Annotated in this window: 13 protein-coding genes; 5 read left to right on the top strand and 8 right to left on the bottom strand. The window is 44.0% G+C overall.

All coding sequences use genetic code 11. The features are described from left to right. Nucleotides 1-387 precede the first annotated feature (387 nt). The gene (locus A3860_RS07300) at nucleotides 388-2,484 is read left to right on the top strand and encodes a ComEC/Rec2 family competence protein (protein ID WP_081145891.1); all 2,097 of its coding nucleotides are present in this window, start codon (nucleotides 388-390) and stop codon (nucleotides 2,482-2,484) included. A gap of 108 nt (nucleotides 2,485-2,592) precedes the next feature. Further along, nucleotides 2,593-4,113, top strand: a complete 1,521-nt coding sequence (gene purH / locus A3860_RS07295) for a bifunctional phosphoribosylaminoimidazolecarboxamide formyltransferase/IMP cyclohydrolase (RefSeq protein ID WP_173820184.1) — start codon at nucleotides 2,593-2,595, stop codon at nucleotides 4,111-4,113. 81 nt (nucleotides 4,114-4,194) lie between these two features. Here purH and A3860_RS07290 read toward each other — a convergent pair whose 3' ends face one another. The 7 genes from A3860_RS07290 to mutY form a co-directional block, all read right to left on the bottom strand. Beyond that, entirely contained in the window at nucleotides 4,195-5,523 is a 1,329-nt protein-coding gene (locus A3860_RS07290) for a DUF7033 domain-containing protein (RefSeq protein WP_081145889.1), read from the bottom strand. A gap of 64 nt (nucleotides 5,524-5,587) precedes the next feature. Next, a complete protein-coding gene (locus A3860_RS07285) occupies nucleotides 5,588-6,970 on the bottom strand; it encodes a LutB/LldF family L-lactate oxidation iron-sulfur protein (protein WP_081145888.1) in 1,383 nt (460 codons plus the stop codon). Nucleotides 6,971-7,021: 51 nt separating this feature from the next. Continuing rightward, nucleotides 7,022-7,618 carry a DUF3109 family protein gene (locus A3860_RS07280; protein WP_081145887.1) on the bottom strand — a complete coding sequence of 199 codons (597 nt, stop codon included), beginning with the start codon at nucleotides 7,616-7,618 and terminating at the stop codon, nucleotides 7,022-7,024. 104 nt (nucleotides 7,619-7,722) lie between these two features. Then, nucleotides 7,723-8,316 (bottom strand): gliding motility lipoprotein GldD, encoded by a 594-nt coding sequence (gldD, locus tag A3860_RS07275; RefSeq protein WP_081145886.1) that lies wholly within the window; start codon nucleotides 8,314-8,316, stop codon nucleotides 7,723-7,725. Between the two features lie 124 nt (nucleotides 8,317-8,440). Further along, nucleotides 8,441-9,793: a gliding motility-associated protein GldE gene (gldE, locus tag A3860_RS07270; RefSeq protein ID WP_081145885.1), complete on the bottom strand. Its 1,353-nt coding sequence runs from the start codon at nucleotides 9,791-9,793 to the stop codon at nucleotides 8,441-8,443. Nucleotides 9,794-9,962: 169 nt separating this feature from the next. Further along, nucleotides 9,963-10,412: a single-stranded DNA-binding protein gene (locus A3860_RS07265; RefSeq protein ID WP_081145884.1), complete on the bottom strand. Its 450-nt coding sequence runs from the start codon at nucleotides 10,410-10,412 to the stop codon at nucleotides 9,963-9,965. A 217-nt stretch (nucleotides 10,413-10,629) separates the two neighbouring features. Then, on the bottom strand, nucleotides 10,630-11,700 hold the full coding sequence (gene mutY, locus A3860_RS07260; protein WP_081145883.1) for an A/G-specific adenine glycosylase: 1,071 nt from the start codon (nucleotides 11,698-11,700) through the stop codon (nucleotides 10,630-10,632). A gap of 412 nt (nucleotides 11,701-12,112) precedes the next feature. Here mutY and A3860_RS07255 point away from each other — a divergent pair, with 412 nt between their 5' ends. From A3860_RS07255 to A3860_RS07245, 3 genes are all read left to right on the top strand, one after another. Continuing rightward, complete coding sequence (locus tag A3860_RS07255) at nucleotides 12,113-12,433, top strand: HU family DNA-binding protein (RefSeq protein WP_081145882.1); 321 nt, start codon at nucleotides 12,113-12,115, stop codon at nucleotides 12,431-12,433. Nucleotides 12,434-12,458: 25 nt separating this feature from the next. Beyond that, nucleotides 12,459-13,304 carry a tetratricopeptide repeat protein gene (locus tag A3860_RS07250; RefSeq protein WP_081145881.1) on the top strand — a complete coding sequence of 282 codons (846 nt, stop codon included), beginning with the start codon at nucleotides 12,459-12,461 and terminating at the stop codon, nucleotides 13,302-13,304. A 348-nt stretch (nucleotides 13,305-13,652) separates the two neighbouring features. Further along, nucleotides 13,653-15,206: an Rne/Rng family ribonuclease gene (locus A3860_RS07245; protein ID WP_081145880.1), complete on the top strand. Its 1,554-nt coding sequence runs from the start codon at nucleotides 13,653-13,655 to the stop codon at nucleotides 15,204-15,206. Between the two features lie 721 nt (nucleotides 15,207-15,927). On the opposite strand, the gene A3860_RS07240 is transcribed toward A3860_RS07245, so the two are convergent. After that, nucleotides 15,928-16,620, bottom strand: coding sequence for a zinc metallopeptidase (locus A3860_RS07240; RefSeq protein ID WP_081145879.1), 693 nt, complete (start codon nucleotides 16,618-16,620; stop codon nucleotides 15,928-15,930). Nucleotides 16,621-17,231: the final 611 nt, after the last annotated feature.

The following is a 17,231-nucleotide window of genomic DNA, read 5'->3' as shown; positions in this document are numbered from 1 at the left end:
GGTTACCCCCGTCTTTTTACGGGGGTTAATTGACCGTTTATTACCCGTCCAAAAAACCGTATCTAATAAATCGCGCATTTCTGGCATGTATCCGGTTTTTGTTAGAAATTAGACATGGAGAGTTGCTATCATCCCGTTTTAGAAATCCAATGGTCCTGTGAAAACCCGCCGACAGATTTCCTCAAGGCTTTTGTTATCCTACAAATCCTCTTGAGGAAATTTTATTCTGAGAACAGAATTTTTCCTTTTCAAACTACCTGCTTTATCTTTTTACCATTAGCCTTGTCCTTTTTGATAAAGTAGGTAGTTTGTTTTTTTAAAAGCCCCCATTCATACTCACAGGATCCCCTCGCTTTTATCTATTCCATTGTAATTTTTCTTTTTGGTATGCCTCATCTGCCTGCCTGGCCCATTTGGAAAGAATCGCCATTTATTCGCCTTATAATTCCGGTTATTGCTGGCATTGATTGTCAGTGGTATTGGCCCTTTTCCCTTCTTTTTCTGTGGCTGCTTTTCTCCCTCAGCCTGATCGCTCTCTGGGTATTTTCAATGCTGCCTTTATCACGCCAATACCGTGCCCAATGGCATAACGGAGTATGCATACACGCAATGTTATTTGCCACAGGAGGTTTACTATTATTTTATCAGGATATACGACATCAACAGTCGAATATTACGAGTCAGTATTCTGCAGGAAAGGTTGTATTGGTAACCATTGAAGAACCACTGTCTGAAAAAAATCAATCCTTTAAATCCATTGCTTCTGTTCAGGCAGTTTTCAGGGGCCATTCATTTAGCAAAGCCAGCGGAAAAATCCTTCTTTATTTTCAGAAAAACAGTTCTGCTCAACATCTTCATTATGGCAATCAACTGTTACTCTATAAAGCTTTGCAATCGATAAAAAATACAGGTAACCCGGGGTGCTTTGATTATCAGCGGTATTGCACTTTTCAGGGCATTTCATACCAGGTATACCTGAAGCAAGGCGAGTTTGTAGCGCTCAAAATAGAAAATGAAAACCTGTTTAGGAAATATCTTTTATCCACAAGAGAGAAAATAGTAGCGCTGCTCAAAAAATATATCCCGGGCCCTAAAGAAGCGGGCCTCGCCGAAGCCATGCTTATTGGTTATAAAGATGATCTTGACAAAAGCCTGGTTCAATCCTATTCCAATACCGGCGTAGTGCACATCATCGCTATCTCTGGCTTACATCTTGGATTAATATACTGGTTATTAATGCTGGTATGCAAGCCATTGGCAAATCGAAAAGCAGGCAAAATTATTCAACCTGCACTGATCATTGTTGGGCTCTGGCTGTTCAGTTGTATCGCAGGCAACTCGCCTTCTGTATTGCGTTCTGCCGTCATGTTCACCTGTGTGGTCATAGGGTCTCATTTAAATGGAAAAATTGCTGTTTATAATAGCCTGGCCGCTTCTGCATTCCTGCTTCTTTGCTATGATCCTTTCTGGTTGTGGGATGCCGGCTTTCAGCTATCCTATGCCGCCGTACTGAGCCTGGCTATTTTCTATAAGCCAATATATAACCTGGTATTTGTTCCCAATAAAATTCTCGACGCAATCTGGAAGTCGGTTTCCGTTACACTGGCAGCGCAAATACTCACTGTACCAATATCTGTTTATCATTTTCACCAGTTCCCTAATTTATTTCTTGTTGCCAACCTGTTGGCCGTTCCATTATCAAGTATTATCATTTTTGGAGAAATACTGTTATGCGCGTTTGGTATGTTTCCAATACTGGCCACGTTCATTGGTTATTTGTTACAACACAGCATTTACTGGCTGAATACTTTTATTGAACAGGTAAGCCGCCTGCCTTTTGCAACCGTAAACGATCTTCTAATAAATTTGCCGCAGTTGATCTGTTTGTATGTTTTCATAAGCGCTATTGCCTGGTGGTTACTGCAGAACCGGAAGTCCGGCGTTCGCATTGCATTATTATCCATGCTGCTTTTTACGGCATTGAGAGTGGCCGACATCTGGAAGGCCCGGCAGCAAAAAAAGCTCATCGTATACAACGTCCCCAAACACAGTGCCATTGACGTTATGATAGGTCAGCAATACTTTTTTACAGGCGACAGCACAATGGTTCAGGATCATACTTTGCAACAATTTCACCTGCATCCCTGCCGGTTACTACACCGCGTAATTAACCCATTTACCCCCGGGATTTCACCGGGTGAAAAGAACTTTTTCCGGTTCGGTAAAACATCCCTTTTACTGATCGACCGGCCGGTCAACGGGAACGGAAGAACGACAAACACACCTGTCGACATCATCGTTCTTTTGAAAAACCCACCCATTAAAATAACCGAACTTACCGGTGTTTTTCCCTGCCGCCAATTCGTTTTTGACGCATCAAACCCTTCGTGGAAAGTAGCCAGATGGCAGCATGAATGCGATTCTTTGGGGCTTCCCGCCTTTTCTGTGGCCGACAAGGGCGCTTTTGTTTTCAACCTGTATTAACCTACCTTTGCGCCCTTTAAGAAAGGTGGTTGCCCCCGATGGCAGTCACCCCCGAACGATCCAATAGCCCCATTTATACCTGACGTTTCATCTCTTTAATATATGTCTATGACCAAAAAGATACAGAGTGCGTTAATTTCCGTTTTTTATAAAGATGGCCTTGAACCCCTTGTAAAGGTGTTGCACCAACAGGGCATAACAATTTACTCTACCGGTGGTACTCAATCATTTATAGAGAAATTGGGCATTCCGGTGGTGCCGGTTGAACAGTTAACCACCTACCCATCTATTTTAGGAGGCCGGGTAAAAACTCTTCACCCCTCCGTTTTTGGTGGTATCCTCGGCCGCAGGGAGCTGGAATTGGACCTGCAGGAAATGAAACAATACAACATTCCTGAAATTGACCTGGTTATAGTTGACCTGTACCCCTTTGAAGAAACTGTCGCCAGCACAAATGAAGAAAAGCTGATCATTGAGAAAATTGATATCGGCGGTCCATCCATGATCCGCGCTGCAGCCAAAAACCACAGCCATGTGGTGGTTTTAGCGGCAAAAAATGACTACCAGGTGCTGGCCGATATGCTGACTGCACAAAACGGCACTACTACGCTGGAACAACGCCGTGCATTTGCTTCCAAAGCTTTCCAAATTGTAGCCCATTACGATGTGGCAATTGCAAAATATTTCAGTCCCGAAGGCGACCTGTATTTCCTGGAATCAATTCCCAACCCCAAAACAATGCGGTATGGCGAAAACCCTCACCAAACAGGCGTGTTCTATGGCGATTTGAACCAATTGTTCGATCAGCTGAACGGGAAAGAGCTTTCTTACAATAACCTGGTTGATGTTGACGCTGCCGTGCAATTGATCAACGATTTTTCTGAAGAAACCGGCGCAGTTTTCGGCATCATTAAACACACCAATGTTTGCGGCATAGCTTCAAGAGATACAGTAAAGGCTGCCTGGGATGCTGCCCTGGCCGGCGACCCCGAAAGCGCCTTTGGCGGTGTACTGGTTTGTAATAAGACCATAGATAAAGCAACTGCCGATGCCATCAATGAAATATTCTTTGAAGTATTGATTGCCCCCGCTTTTGCTGATGACGCCCTGGCGGTATTAAAATCAAAAAAGAACCGCATTCTGTTACAGCAAAAAACAACGGCAAGCCGTCCCAATCAATATAAATCGGTGCTTAATGGTGTGCTGGCGCAGGGAGAAGATAAAGGCAATTACCTGGAATGGAAGGAAGCTGGCGGCCGTGAAAGCAATACTGCCGAAAGAACTGACCTGGTATTCGCCAACATCGTTTGCAAACACCTGAAGTCAAATGCCATTGCCCTGGTTAAAAACAAACAACTGATCGGTAAAGGTTGCGGACAAACCAGCCGTGTTGATGCATTACGCCATGCGCTTGAAAAAGCCCGTCAGTTTGAATTTGATCTGAATGGCGCCGTGCTCGCCAGCGATGCATTCTTCCCGTTCAATGACTGTGTTCAACTGGGTCATGCGGCCGGTATCACTGCCTTTATTCAGCCCGGTGGTTCCGTACGCGATAAAGACTCTATTGAATATTGCCAGCAACATCAGTTAGCGATGGTAATGACCGGCATCAGGCACTTTAAACACTAGCATTTCTGTTTAAACCTACATACACGTTCCAGGCTTCAGGACATATTTCCCGAAGCCTGGAATTTTTGTTTACGGCAGTAATTACACCTCATCATAATACGCATCCCAGTACACGGTCTCTTTCATAAACAATTCAAATAGCTCGCGCCAACCGGCAAATAATGGATCGGTGCCTAAAATATAGTTGTGCCAAATGGGAATAAAAACGCCTTTACAGCCTTTTACCCGCTCATAGTACTGGATGAGCTCGTTATAGGTTTGCTGCGGGTTTTGCTTTTGCTCAAACAGGGAGTTGGCATCCATAAAGCAAAACGGATAGATCATCAGCGAAGTAGCTTCTTCTTTTTCCAGGTCGTACCAGTAAAACGGGGAACATACCGAGGCCCTGAACCCGTTTATACTGCCATACCCCATGGAGAAATCTTTTTCAATACCCGCCTGTATGAGTTGCCTGTAGGTAACAGGGAGGGAGAAACGAATATAATGTTGCCGGCTATGTACTATCTTTTTATCACCCACCACTTCCAGCCATTCCAGCTCTTCTTTTAACAGCCTGGCATCGTCGCCGCTTTGCCACGAAGGATGCGCCCCCAGGTGATAGGCATCGGCATAATAGCTTATGAGATCACGAAAGGCTTTACTTTGACAGGGCGTGTTCTTATCGTAGCGGGCCGTTCTTTTTGCGGTCAGAAAAAAGAAATAAGGCTTCAGCCGGCAGTACAAATGCCAGGCATCGAGCCATTCAAAACAATCGTATGGATCTCTTTTCTTCCCTTTTAATACCAGCCACCTTTCCTTTACCCTTGCCCACTCTCCTTTACAGATCGAATTCACAAAACCACCTAAAGTTCGCATCCATCCTTTATGCAGGTACGACCAGGCAATGTCGATATCATACGTTAATACGCATTTGAACTGGTTCTGTTTAAAAACCAGGTCAGGAAATTTGAATTGCAAGACTTTTTTGAATGATTGCAGCCAGTAATTAACCAATGGTTGCGGTAAGAAGTGTTCGCGAAAGGCCAGCGAATTGGTATGCGCATAACGGCCATACTCATCTTTTTGATGGGGCAGGTATTCCTCGTACCGGCTCAGCAGGTAAAATGATGCGGCAAAAATGTCGAACGGGAAATCGCCCTGCGTTTCAAAAAATGCTTTATGAAAATTGATCTCAAAACATTCCACTGGCAGTTGCCGGATACCCGTTTCAAAAAGCAGGGGTGCATTGCGTAGGAAGAATTCTCCTTCAGAAAACTCCTGCTGTGAATAGTTTAAACGGGGCCTGGCTGATGCTTTGAAATACGCCTCATCGGTAGTTATTTCTATCGCTTCATCAAATAGCTCCTTCCCAATAAAATCAATAATATATTGTAGCCGGGAGGTATTGGTATGGGTATAAAGAAGTAGCATCAGATATATGCAAAATAAAAAAGTCAACTGTAAAAGTTGACTTTTAGAAATTATTTTTAAATGGTCACTTTTTACTTTCTTCCTTCTCCCGCCACATTTGATTAAACGTTTTCCCGGCAAAGTTCAGGTCGGCCCGGTTGGTGGTCCAGCCCTTAAAGACCTTATTTACCATCCAGTTCTTTAATTTCTGATTGCCCATGTTCATCATGCCCCGGTGCAGGCTGGCCTGTTTCCAAACCTTCCAGGCTACTTTTTCGCCCCAGGGGGCGGTGCCTTTCTCCACGGCATCGTGCCGGTTCTCGAGCAATATTTCATGCAGGTTGATCTTTACAGCGCACACTTCGGTACAGTTTCCACATAATGAGGAAGCGTAGCTCAGGTGTTTCCATTCGCCCATGTCTTTCAACTGAGGCGTAATAACTGCACCAATGGGACCGCTGTAGGTGGTTTCATACGCATGACCGCCAATGTTCTTATACACGGGGCAGGCATTTAAGCAGGCGCCGCAACGGATGCAGTACAAACTTTCCCGGGTTCTTTCATTGGCCAAAATGTTGGTACGGCCGTTATCGAGCAGTATCACATACATTTCGTCGGGCCCATCGGGCTCGCCCGGCTGGCGTGGACCTGAAATAATGGTATTGTACGAAGTGATCCACTGACCGGTACCGTAGGTTGCCAGCAATGGCCAGAACAAAGCCAGGTCATTCATGGAGGGTATCACCTTTTCAATACCGGTAATAACTATATGCGTTTTAGGAAAAGCATTGCTCAAGCGGGCATTTCCTTCATTTTCACTAACAGCTATACCGCCAATATCGGCCAAAATGAAATTGGCGCCGGTAACGCCTACTTCAGCCTGCACATATTTTTCGCGCAATACATCCCGGGCTACCAGGGTCAATTGCTCGGCCGATAAATTAGAGGGCACGTGCAATTTCTCGGCAAATAATTTGGCGATGTCTTCCCGGCTCTTGTGCATGGCCGGCGTAACAATGTGATACGGCGGTTCGCCATCCAGCTGTTGAATATATTCTCCCAGGTCAGTCTCCACGCTTTCAATGCCATGCTCTTCGAGGTGATCGTTGAGGTGAATTTCTTCGGTCACCATACTCTTGCTCTTCACGACCGTTTTGCAATTCTTCGCCTTGCAGATCTTCAAAACGGCTTCCACAGCCTGTTTGGCATCCTCGGCCCAGATCACTTTTCCGCCGCGTTTGGTTAAATTGGCTTCAAACTGCAGCAGGTGCTCATCGAGCTTTTCAATGGCCCGCCATTTTATATTCTTGGCCCGCTCACGCGCCAGATGCACATCAGTAAACTGTTTTTTACCCAGTGGCACACTGGCATTATACTTACCTATATTGAAATTTACTTTCCGCCGGTGATCCAGATCCGCAGCCTTAATGGTGCTTTTTGCCATGAAAGAGGAGGAGTGCTCGCTCATGCTAATTCGTGGTTTTAAGTTCGTAGTTCAGAGTTTCTTAATTCCGGTATCTTATTTTTCCTTCCCGGTATAATATTCAGTGGCCGCTTTTTCCAGGGCTTTATAAAAATCTTCGCCGTATTTGCGAACAATGGGTTCTTTCAGGAATTTGTATACCGGCACTTTTAATTTTTTCCCCAGGGAGCAGGCGGGGCTGCATAAGGTGGGGCGGGGTTCGTAGTTCATACGGTCGTATTCGCCCCTTTTGCCGGTTTTTTGAATGATGGGAAAGAAATGGCAGCTTATGGGTTTCTTCCAGCCTATAACTCCATCATTATAAGCCTGTTCAAAGGCGCATTTAATAATGCCTTTTTCATCGCGCGACCCGTATACACAGATCTCGTTATCGCCACCCAGGGTGGGCGTTACCCAGCCAAATTCTCTATGATAAACATATTTACCCTTTCGCTCAATTTCTGCAATTGCGGCCGGGGTGAGGTAGGGTTTTACTTTTTCGAACAGGTCAACCATGATATCGAGCTCGGCATCTTCGAGCGGTGCGCCGGCATCGCCTTCCTCACAACACCCGCCTTTACATTTGTTAAGGTCGCACACAAACTGGGCCTCGGCTATTTCATCACTGATCAACACTTTGTCTACTACTATCACGTAAAAATGTTTTAAAGCGCAAAATTAAACATAAAGAAGCATATTGGGGGTTCATAACTTTCCTGCCATAAATCGCCATATGGCGTTTTTACGCAGAACGGCAACTATTTCCACCTGAATGTGCTAATGAGGTGCTTCATATCGTCCTGTAAAAAGTTGTTTACCACGTTGAGCGAATCTTCATTGGGACTGGCATCAAAATATAAAGCGCCCCGTAAAAAATGCTTAACCGAGTCGGTAACGAAAAACTGTTTGGCAGTGGCGGCATTGCCACCTACTGAAAAAAATACTCCACTTACCCCGTTGGCGGTATGCATGGGCGAATCAACGATCTCGGTAGCCCGGGTAGTGTGTTTGTAGGTCATATTGTAGGCGTCGTTCACCAGCTTGTTCAGCTGGTTTTTCCCAATTTCTTTATAACTGATATAGATCTTTCCGTTAAACCGGGGAAAGTCGATATTGATCCAGTAAGGATTTTCGGGCCTGGCCTCAAAGAAGGTAGAATCCTTTAAAATGGAAGCATATACCGGGTATTCAAAGGTGTAGGGGTAGCCGGGCTGCTCGAACACCTTGTATTCATGTTTGGGAAAGTCAATTTTAAAATATCCTTTGGGCCTGGGCGAATACGGACTGTTACAGGCTGCCACTAAAATCAGCAATACAAAAAAGGAAATGTTCTTTATCAGCGATGTTTTCATTCGAAATATACTATTAGGCCTTCCCTCGGTTCCTCTTGTTTCGCCCTCGGCAGCAAGCCAACCGGCAAAAGAGGTGACGACAGGATAGCGTCTTTATTTAACTGGTTAACCTTCTCCCCAATTGCTAGCTCACCTGCTTATCCTGCTTTATATTGATGGTCACTTTTATTTTACGAATGCGGTTACGGTCAACCTCCAGGGCTTCAAAATCAAAATCGCCCACACTGGCGGTGTCGTTCACTTTGGGAATTTCACCAACCAGTTCAAGCATTAAACCGGCCATTGAATCGCTGTCGCCTTTTACCGCATCAAATGTATCTTCCTGCAGGCTCATCATTTTGCAGGCATCATGTATCATGGTACGGCCTTCAAAAATGTAGGTATGGTCATCTACCTTCTTGCTGCCGGTCTCTTCTTCATCAAATTCATCCCTGATGTCGCCAATGATCTCTTCAAGAATATCTTCGAGGGTAACAATACCGCTGGTTCCGCCAAATTCATCAACAACCACGGCAAAGTGGATGTGCCGGGTTTGAAATTCTTTCAGCAGGTCTTCAATATGTTTTTGCTCATGCACAAAGAATGGGGGCCGAACCACAATATGCCAGTCGAAATTATCAGGCTCGTTCAGGTGTGGCAACAGGTCTTTTGTATGTACAATGCCAACAATATCGTCGAGGCTTTTGCGGTAAACCGGTAAACGGGAATAATGCAGTTCTTCTACTTTTCTTTTCAGCGCCTGAAAACTGGCCTCGTATTCAATTCCGTTCACATCGAGGCGGGTGCGCATGATCTGCTTAACGGTAATATTGGGAAATTTATAAATACCGGCCAGGATGCGTTGTTCTTCTTCTTCGTGTATGGTGCTTTTGATGGCCTGTTCCAGTTGCTGGTGGGTGTAAGCGCGGGATGCCTTGCCCCCAAACAACGATTCAACGGTATCGGATACCTTCAGTAACCATACCGAGATACGTTTGAACATATAAAAGACCACTTCAACCAGGAAACTGGCTTCATAGGCCGAGCGCAGGTTATTTTGCGAGGCGCGTACTTTAGGCAGTATTTCGCCAAATAAAATAATGAGGAAAGAAATGATGACCAGTTTAATGCCATACCCTACCCACATGGATACGTTACCGGGTTTTATGATGAGCACCTGGTCAATAAAGAAGTTGGTGAGTATGATCACGCCTATGTTCACCAGGGTATTGGCTATCATTAAAGAAGTCTGTAAGGCCCTGGGTTCTTCGAGCAGGGAGGCAATCCTTTTCCAGCCGGTGTCCTGCTTGGTCTTAAGCATGTTAATATCCCGGTAAGTAAGCGAAAAGAAAGCCATTTCGGCGCCGGAAATAAAAAAAGATAGCAGTAATAACACCAGCACTGCAGCAGCCAGCAGCGTGGTAGCCTGTACATTGGTCACCATCAACAGTAGCTTATTCACATACTCTGATCCAAAAATCAACAAAGGCTTATCCAAAATCGGGGGTTTTCATGAAAAAAATGATCGTCATCTCGAATTATATCCCTGCCATTACATCATTACCCAACAAAGTTAATCAGAAAGGGGCCGGTTAAAAGCAATCTACAAACCTTTTAATCGGCCCCCTGCTGAACTTATTTTTGAACTGCAAAAATAATAGTATGAGTTAGAATGGCAAATCCTGGGATGGGGTATCACTTATGGGTGGTATATCGGCACTGTTAAAACCTTCTATATTTTCACCATGCGGTGTTGTAGTACCATGCTGGCCATGGGTAGCATCGGCCCTTTTATCCAACATTATAAGATTATCTCCTACGACTTCTGTTGCAAATTTTTTATTGCCTTCCTTGTCTTCCCAGCTGCGTGTACGAAGCCTTCCCTCAATATATACCAGGCTGCCTTTGTGTAAATATTTCTGCGCCAGCTCTGCCAATCCTCTCCAAAGCACCACAGTATGCCATTCTGTTTGAGAAATGAGCTTGCCCGATCTGTCTTTAAATGTTTCGGTGGTTGCCAAAGGAAATTTTGCTACGGCAATATGTCCCTCAAGGTGCTGTGTATCCGGGTCCTTTCCTAAATTACCAATTAGCATTACCCTGTTTACTCCTCTCATAGATGGGAAATTTGATGTTAATAATCGTCTGCGCCTTATTATTCCTTTTTAAAGTTAAATTTTTTAATAGAAAAAAAGAGAAGTTTTTTAGGCTATTATGACCGGGAAACCCATTGGTAGCGCCTTTCACAAATAGTATGGTTTTTACCATGTATGATTGCCACCCATAAATGTGCTGGCAGGGGAATATGATCGGTTATAAAGATTCCTAACGGCGTTAGAACAGTTGGGCCGGGGCGGCCGGTTCGCCCAAAAAGGTAGTAATAAACCGGGGGAAAGCATATTTTGCCAGCTGTTTCTTATCAATCAATAGGTAATCTTTCAGGGAAGGCAATGTTTCGGGCGCTTTTATTTTAACAAACCGGCCATGAATAGTTTGATGTGTAAGCTGCTGCCGGTAAAGCCGGCTGATGCTTTCTATTTGGCAGGGCTGCCCGTTCACCAGTTTTTTCAAAAAAGGAAGCTTTATGGTAATATCGTCAACAGCGGCGGTCGATTCAAACAATACAAACTCAAACAAATTTTCCCATATGTCCTTACCCGTTCTTTGCCGTATATACCATTTGCCTTTGCATTCTATGATGAAGTAATAGAACCAGCGTTCTTTGCGTATAATGGCTTTTTGCTTTACCGGTAGCTGGCTTACCGTATTTTGTTTAAGTGCCGCACAATCTTTTTTCTGAACACAATCATTGCACAACGGGTTCTGCGGTTTGCAGATCACGGCGCCAAAGTCCATGATGGCCTGGTTATAAATGCCGGGCGCATCTTGCTGTAACAATGACTGGGCAAGCGTTTGAAACTCCTTCTTACCTGCAGTTGTATCAATAGGTGTGGTTATACCAAAATAGCGGGCCAGTATACGTTGCACGTTACCATCTACTACTGCATGCGGTGCATTGAACGCAAATGAAGAGATCGCTGAAGCGGTATAAGGCCCTATGCCGGGCAATGCTTTTATTTCATCATAAGTAGCAGGAAACTTTCCTTTATGATCACTGGCAATTTTACGGGCTGTTGCAATAAGATTCTTACAGCGGCTGTAATAACCGAGCCCTTCCCACATCTTAAAAACTTTTTCTTCGTTTGCTTTTGCCAGATGAAGAATTGTTGGAAACGCAGCAATGAATTTTTCATAATAGCTCCATCCCTGTTCAACTCTTGTTTGTTGCAGTATAATTTCACTCAACCATATTTTGTATGGATCTTTCTCTCCTTTCCAGGGCATTGCTCTTGTGTTACTGCTTTTATTCCACTGTAATAACCTACGCGTAAAATCAGGTTTCATCTGAAAATTCTAATTTTTTTTTGGCCAGATAGAACTTACCATCCCGATGTATCGGGATGGCCGTTCCGGCTGAAAATTCCTTGTTTTTTTACCATTCCGGTCGACCAGGAGGCCTTTTTTCATCCCCGAATGGCCGTATGGAAGCTGGTTTTATCAAAACTGAAAAAAATTGCTAATACTTGTTTTGCGGCCGTTTAGCTTCATAACAAAATGAAAATGAACAACTTTGGTATAAAAACGGGCACGAAAATTGTTTAAAATTCATTTTCAATTGTTTATACTTTTCTTGCAAATGTGAAAATTTACCGTTAATTTCATTAAAGAATTGATTTAGTGTAGATTGCCTTTGACATTCCTATGAAAATTTTTTTCGAAAAATAAAAATTTGTAAACCCGTAAAAATTCATGCGACATGAGAAAGGCAGACCTCGTTAACCAAATATCGGAAAAAACAGGTATACCGAAGGTTGATGTGCTGGTTACGCTGGAGACCATGTTCAAGGAAGTAAAAGACACCTTGTCCCAGGGCGAGAACATCTACATTCGTGGATTCGGCAGCTTTATCACTAAGAAGAGAGCTGCTAAGATCGGCCGTAATATCAAGAAGAATATTGCGGTGCACATACCTGAACATTTTATTCCTGCGTTCAAGCCAGCTAAAGAATTCGTTGCAGAAGTTAAAAAACTGCAATCTGTAAAAGAAGATCAGCCAAACCCGGATGATGAGATGTAAATTTGCTGCTTAAATGATTTGATTCTTGAAAAAGCAGCAATTGATCCTGGTAGGCAGTGGAGTTACACTCCTGTGTCTGATCTACTTTTTTGGCAAAACCATTCCCCCTAAAAAAAACCCTGGTGCTGTTGCAGCAGCAACCGGTGCGAAGGAAATAAGTTTTAATACCATCCTGGAGGCATCCAAACAGCAATTGAGCGCTGCCCAGCAAGCTTATGTTGCCCAGTTGGAAACAGCTGTAGTGCGCGGAGATGTAAAAGAACAGCAGGTTAAGGTTTATAAACAGCTGGCTGAATTCTGGAAAGATTCGGCTCATTTACTGCTTCCCTACGCTTATTATTCTGCACAGGCCTCTAAATTGGAAAATTCTCAAAAAAGTCTCACCTTTGCTGCCCAATTCTTTTTAGAGGGTATACGCCGACAGGATAACCCTGAGTTACAGCGGTGGATGGCAACAGAGGCTAAAGAGTTATTTGAGAGAGCTTTACAGATTGCGCCAAATAACGATTCGTTGAAAGTTGGGTTAGGTAGCGCGATCCTTTTTGGCAACCTCGGCGAAGGCCCCATGGAAGGAATTATGAAGATCAGGGAAGTGGCAGAACGGGACCCGGAAAATATGTACGCACAATTTATGCTCGGGTTGGGCGGTATGGTATCGGGGCAGTTTGATAAAGCGATCGACCGCCTGTTGAAGGTGGTGCAACACCAGCCAGATAACGTTGAAGCGATCTTAATGCTGGCCGACGCCTACGAACAACATAAAGACAAGGCAAATGCAGTGAAATGGTATCAGGAGGGCAAGAAGCATATCAGCAATGCCGATGTTGTGAAAGAAATTGATGAACGGATAAAATTACTTGGTAATAAATAATTAAACCTTTCCGGTAAAAGACATTTTAAACAGTATTATTTAATCTTAAACTCATTGGTGTTATATGCCTTGTGGTAGAAAAAGAAAGCGTCATAAAATAGCAACGCACAAGCGTAAAAAAAGACTTAGAAAAAACCGGCATAAGAAGAAGAACCGCTAGTTTTATCTTCTTGAAAAAGGTCGCGCCAAACGGCGAGGCCTTTTCCTTCTTTCGCTGAATCTAGTTATGTTGTCATTTATTACAGGCTACCTGCATTAATGATGTTTCTGATACCTGACAACTAATTCCTCTTCAGCACCTTTCCTTGTAGTGATGAGAATGGTTTAGACGGTATAAAGACAGTACGCTTGAATAAGGAACTAATTATAAATGCAGCGCCTCAGGGGGTGGAAATCGCCCTATTAGAGGACAAAAAGCTCGTGGAATTGCATCATGAAAAAGCTGATGCAAGTTTCGCGGTGGGAGACCTATATCTTGGAAAAGTTAAAAAACTCATCCCCGGCTTAAATGCTGCATTTGTGGATGTAGGTTTTGAAAAGGATGCCTTCCTCCACTACACTGACCTCAGTCCATATGCCCGCTCATTATTGAAGTTCACCCAAATAGCTATTAACGACAATAGCCCGCAGGGTTTTAACTTCGCTACCTTCCAGGTTGAGCCGGAGATCATAAAGACTGGTAAGATCAATGAAGTACTGAGCGGCAAGCCGAACATCCTGGTGCAGATCTTAAAAGAACCCATCGCAGCCAAAGGCCCCCGCCTTAGTTGCGAAATTTCGCTGCCCGGACGTTTCGTTGTCATTACTCCATTTAATGATATCGTAGCCGTTTCGCGCAAGATCCACTCTGCTGAGGAACGGAAACGGTTACAGAAAATAGTGGAAGCTATTAAACCAAAGAACTTTGGGGTAATAGTACGTACAGCTGCTGAAGGAAAGAATACCGCCGAATTGCACGAAGACCTGGCCGAACTTGTTGAAACCTGGCAAACCATTCAGGGAAACCTGAAAGGTGCAGTAGCCCCCGCCAAAATATTGAGTGAGCAAACCAAGACCACCAGTATTTTACGCGACCTGCTGAACGAAGATTTTAACCGCGTGGTGGTGAACGACCGCAATATCTATAACGACACCCGCAACTATATTCAGCGTATTGCCCCCGAAAAAGCCGACATCGTTTCCTATTATCATAACGGACTGCCCATATTCGACCAGTATGGTATTACCAAACAGGTAAAAGCTGCTTTTGGTAAAACCGTTAACCTGCCCAGCGGCGCCTACCTTATTATTGAACACACAGAAGCCTTACACGTCATTGATGTGAACAGCGGTTACAAGAGCGTTGGCAACAACCAGGAACAGAATGCCCTGGAAACCAACCTTGAGGCAGCCGCCGAAATTTCGCGTCAGTTACGCCTGCGCGACCTGGGTGGTATTATCGTGGTTGACTTTATTGATATGAAGCTGCCCGATAACAAAAGGAAGCTGCTGGAGGCTATGGAAGAATGTATGCGCCCCGACCGGGCAAAGCATGCTGTACTGCCCATCTCCAAATTCGGGTTAATGCAAATTACCCGGCAGCGCATGAAACCTGAGGTAAATATCAATACCCAGGAAGTTTGTCCCAGCTGCGCCGGTACAGGTAAAATCTCTTCTACCCTGCTGCTGGAAGATGAAATTGAAAAGAACCTCAGCTATCTTATTACCCATCAGCACAAAGATCTTACGCTGGTTGTACATCCCATTATGCATGCCTACCTTACCAAAGGTTCCATGTTTAAATCGAAACAATGGAAATGGCGATGGAAATACGGCCAAAAGGTCAAGATCAGGGAGAATACCAATTACCACCTCACTGAATTCCATTTCTTCGACAAGCACGATGATGAAATAAAGCTTTAAAGGTGAATGGTCAATGGTGAGTGCCCGCCCGGATGATCCATTCCGTCGGGATCAATAACTGCTCAATGCGGTTTGTCCTGCCTGTTCATCCTTTCCAGGGTCTTGTTAGCCCAGGACCAGGGAGGGTTATGCCCTGTAGCAAATAAACATTTGCTGTTGCCCATTAACTCTACCAGCCGGTGAAGGCCGGTAAAAGTTCCTCATATATAAAAAAGGTATATTAAAGTATTGTGGGAGATTCCGCCCTTGGGGTACCTATATAAAAAACAGGATCGGGTAAGAAATTACCCGATCGAAATATAAAACCAGAAAGGCGTAGGGAAAAAAGTGAATCAGACAAGTCAAATCTACCTCTTAAACACATACGGCAAAGTATAAATTGATAAGTGTGCAGTTTTGGCAATAACTGCGTAGTTATGGTCGATAAGTGTGCAGCCGAAATTCCAAAATTACCTAGATCGCTGCTTTTTGTATTCGCTCAACAGCCCCTTGGGCGCCTTTTCAGCCTCTTTAATTGATGCCGCGTAAATGTTAATGTTTGTTAAAATAAAAAACCCGCCGCGCCTGGCGAAGCTTCAGCGAAGCAAGGCCATTGAACGGCGGGGTTCATCATAACCCACATAACCAATCTTACATTTTTATGGTAGAGACCTCATTTTCCGCTTCTGGCGAATATTGAGGCCGGATAGCTGCATTTCCCCGCCAGCTGGCGGGGTTGGGGTTAATCCCTGCTCCTGCTTCCGCCCAGGAATATAAATATATATTGTACCAGGGTAGCTATAGAAGCCAGGGCAGCCACCACATACGTTAAGGCAGCCCATTTTAGCGCGTCCTTTGCCTGCGGGTATTCCCGGTCGCTGGTAATGTTCGACCGGTTTAACCAGGCAAGGGCACGGCGGCTGGCATCGATCTCAACGGGCAGCGTAATTACTGAGAATAAGGTAGTTAGACCAAAAAGTATAATACCTATCAGCAGTAAGGACGGAAAGGCCTTTATCATAATTACCCCCAGCAGCAATATCCATTGCACAATACCGGAGCTGAACATCACTACCGGAACCAGCTTGCTACGAAGCGTTAACCATTGGTAGGCAGAGGCATGCTGCACGGCGTGGCCGCACTCGTGGGCTGCTACAGCCGCAGAAGCCACTGATATACCATTATATACGTCAGCACTCAGGTTTACCGTTTTGGTAGTTGGGTCGTAGTGGTCGCTCAAAAAGCCGTCGGTTGATACCACTTTAACATCATATATACCGTTATCACGTAACATTTTCATTGCCACTTCGCTACCCGTTAAACCGGCCGATATGGGCACCCGGCTGTACTTCGCAAACTTGCTTTTCAGTACACCGGACACCAACATACTGATCACTAAAAAGAGGATGGAAATCACAAAAATTGATGGTGTCATTTTTCTCGCTTATTTATTAAATAGTAACAATAATCTATCAAATCAGTTACCAATTAATTTGAGTAATTTTTACGCCATTTTTAGTCAGAAATCGGGGGCCTTTTTGTCATTCTGTTAGCGTATAATCGCAGTGGGCTGACATTTTATCACGAGGCTTTTGGCAATATTCTTAAAATTCCTTTAAAATTTGATTATCAATGCCTTATGGCACTAAAATGCTAAACATGCTATTCATTATTAAGGCGTTGGAATTTATTCACAACCCCAAAAAATAATTTTGTTATGTGGCGCTTATTTGTAATTTAGTGCAAGAATTTAATGGGTTAGTAAGTAAAGGGTCAACAGCAATGTTGGCCTTTTTACTTTTAAAAAAATCCCCCTGTTTTTACCCCCCTTTTTGCCGCCTTTTTCCATCATTTTTTACCGCAAAAAAATCGGCGTTGTAATCACCGGTTGTTCATCACTACCACATACCCTCAACGCTGTTTTTCAGCTTCATCAATTTTTACAACATGATACTTTGTATTAAAAATCATCCATTATCAACATCCTCATCACATCAATGACTATTTTCAATGCACTACTTTAATTACCGGTGTGGTTTTCATTAA

It is taken from the genome of Niastella vici (genome assembly GCF_002077945.1).
Classification (GTDB): domain Bacteria; phylum Bacteroidota; class Bacteroidia; order Chitinophagales; family Chitinophagaceae; genus Niastella; species Niastella vici.
The sequence above is the reverse complement of the archived record's forward strand: the minus strand, read 5'-3'. Positions and strand labels throughout refer to the sequence as shown.